The organism is Ruegeria sp. N10, from assembly GCF_056531545.1.
In genome coordinates this window covers 1-2,558 of sequence record NZ_JBQFLY010000050.1, presented here as the reverse complement: position 1 = coordinate 2,558, position 2,558 = coordinate 1, and the positions used below count along the sequence as shown (strand labels likewise).

2 protein-coding genes are annotated in these 2,558 nt (G+C 61.4%); both read right to left on the bottom strand.

Annotation, left to right across the window (positions count from 1 at the left end):
- Positions 1-337: 337 nt before the first annotated feature.
- Positions 338-1,531: an IS91 family transposase gene (locus ACR0JI_RS21840; RefSeq protein ID WP_480496667.1), complete on the bottom strand. Its 1,194-nt coding sequence runs from the start codon at positions 1,529-1,531 to the stop codon at positions 338-340.
- A gap of 10 nt (positions 1,532-1,541) precedes the next feature.
- Entirely contained in the window at positions 1,542-2,429 is an 888-nt protein-coding gene (locus tag ACR0JI_RS21835) for a site-specific integrase (protein WP_170601779.1), read from the bottom strand.
- Positions 2,430-2,558: the final 129 nt, after the last annotated feature.

Here is a 2,558-nt window from a genome sequence, read left to right as displayed (position 1 = left end):
GATGAAGATTTTCTGATGCGGGCCAGAGTGCAAGGTTTGGACTGGGGCCGACCGTGGCCCGCGTTGGAAAATCTCTCAGGGAGGAAGCCGCGGGGTCTTGGCGCGACCTATGGGGAAAGCGCGTTTTCGGTTGGAGGCGAGGCCGCAATTGGTTCCTGCCGATAGAGGGCAAAGCCGGCGGTTTCCGCACCGGGGCATTTCCTTCTGGATGTACTTGCTTCTTGTGACAGCGGAATTGCACGGTGTGTTCGCCCTATCGGAGCGCCGAGCACAAGGCGGTCGGATCGGTGTGGCGGAGCCAACCGGTTTGGGATGGGTTGGATGAACAGGCGTTCTGTCATGCAGCCCGCCTTCTCGGCGGGGCGCGAGATCGCGGAACCTCGCCGCGCCGGAATGTCTCGATGATGCGCATCGGCCCGCCGCAATCCGGGCATGGCTCGCGCAGGGTGAGCGGTACGATCTCGGTCGTGGGTGCATCGTCCTGCCTGGTCGGTTCCGCACCGAGCAATGTGCGGATCTTCGCGATATTGCGCTTGCGGGTGCCGCTGGCGAGCAGCCCGTAATGACGGATGCGATGGAAACCGTCTGGCAGGACATGCATCAGGAACCGGCGGATGAACTCGTTTGTGTCGAGCCGCATGACCTTCATGCGGTCACCCCGTTTGATGCGGTAGTCCTTCCATCGGAACGACACGGTGTCGGCACTGGCACTAACAAGGCGGTTGTTCGAGATCGCGACACGGTGCGTGTATCGGCTGAGATAGGCCAGTACCGCTTCGGGTCCGCCGAAGGGCGGTTTGGCATAGACCACCCATTCGCACTTTCGGAACGGGGACAGCCATTTGGAAAAGGCATCAGCGTCCACCAATCGAGCCAGATCTCCGAATAAGGCAAGCTGACCGGTCCTATGCAGCGCCATCAGCCCTTCGACAAACAGGCGGCGGAACAGCCGTGACAGAACCCGCACGTGCAGGAAGAAACCCGGCTTGCACGCGACCCATCGGTGGCCTTCGGGCGACAGCCCACCACCGGGCACGATCATGTGGATGTGGGGGTGGTGCGTGAGCGCTGATCCCCATGTGTGCAGCACACTGGTCATGCCAATGCGGGCGCCAAGACGCTTGGGATCAGCGGCGATGGTCATCACCGTTTCCGCCGATGCCCTGAATAGCAGGCTATAGACCACCCGTTTGTTCCAGAGGGCGATCCGCGCAATCTCGGCTGGCAGAGTGAAGACGACGTGGAAATACTCGACCGGCAGCAGGTCCTCGGCCCGCGCGGCCATCCAATCGCGCGCGGCTGGTCCCTGACACTTGGGACAGTGCCGGTTCTTGCAACTGTTATACGCGATGTGCTGATGGCAGCATTTGGTGCAAGCGGCCACATGCCCGCCGAGCGCCTCTGTTCGACAAGCCTCAATGGCCGACATCACCTTGAGCTGGCTCAGGCTGATATGCCCTGCATTGGCCTGCCGCCACGCGGGGCCGTATCTGCGGAATATGTCAGCGATCTCCAGCCTCGCGCGGGGCAAGGCTCGCGCCTTACCCCGGTCGCTTCTTCCGGGTCTGAAGGTTCAGTTGTTTGAGCGCTTCAAACGGGCTGGTGGTGTCCCGGATCATCTTGGTGGCGACTTTGGTGTACTGGGCGGTGGTTGTCAGCTTGGCATGGCCCAGGAGCACCTGAATGACCCGCACATCCGTCCCCGCTTCCAGCAGATGGGTTGCAAAACTGTGCCTGAGGGTATGTAGCGTCGCGGGTTTGTTGATCCCGGCCATGCGCTTGGCGGATGTGAATGCCCGGTTCAATTGACGGGGCGAGATCGGGTTGATCTTCGGCTTGCCGGGAAACAGCCATCCTTCGGGCCGGGCCTCGCACCAGTAGTCCCGCAGAAGACTGAGCAGATCGGGCGACAGCATGACCTTGCGGTCCTTCCGCCCCTTGCCCTGCACGACATGGATGAGCATCCGGTCGCTATCGATATCGCCAGTCGTGAGATTGCAAACCTCGGAAGCTCTCAAACCTGCACCGTAGGAAATGCTGAGCGCGGCGCGGTACTTGAGCCCGGGCCCGGGTGCCACCGCCAGAAGCTCGGAAACTTCCTCGGCGCTGAGCACCGCGGGCAGTTTGCGCGGCTGCGTGCGGAACTGCATGTATCGCTTCATCTCCTCGCGACCACAGGTCATCGAGAAAAAGAAGCGCAGGGCGGTAATGCGCGAGTTGTAGACCGAGGGCGTAACCCCGGCATCCGTCATGTGAAGTTGGTATGCGCGAAGCTCTTCCGTTGTCGCCGTATCGGGGGACCGCCCCAGAAACCCGGCGAAATCCTTCACCGCCCGGATGTGCGCCCGCTGAGATTGGTGCCCCAGACCCCGAATGCGCATATCTTCGATCATCCGCTCCCGAAGCGGGGTTGTTCTCTCCTCTGTCATTGAAACCTCCTGTGTCGACTGAGAAAGCCTCAATCGTCAGACAGGTTCGTCAGTTCACAAAATGCGCGACGTCAGGAAAAATGCGAAACATCAGCCACAAGCGCCATTGCCGCGCGAGCGGCTTCGTCC

What these genes read in the sequence shown, in the direction of transcription:
- ACR0JI_RS21835 (WP_170601779.1), bottom strand. Translation starts at nt 2,429, where the DNA reads ATGACAGAGGAGAGAACAACCCCGCTTCGGGAGCGGATGATCGAAGAT.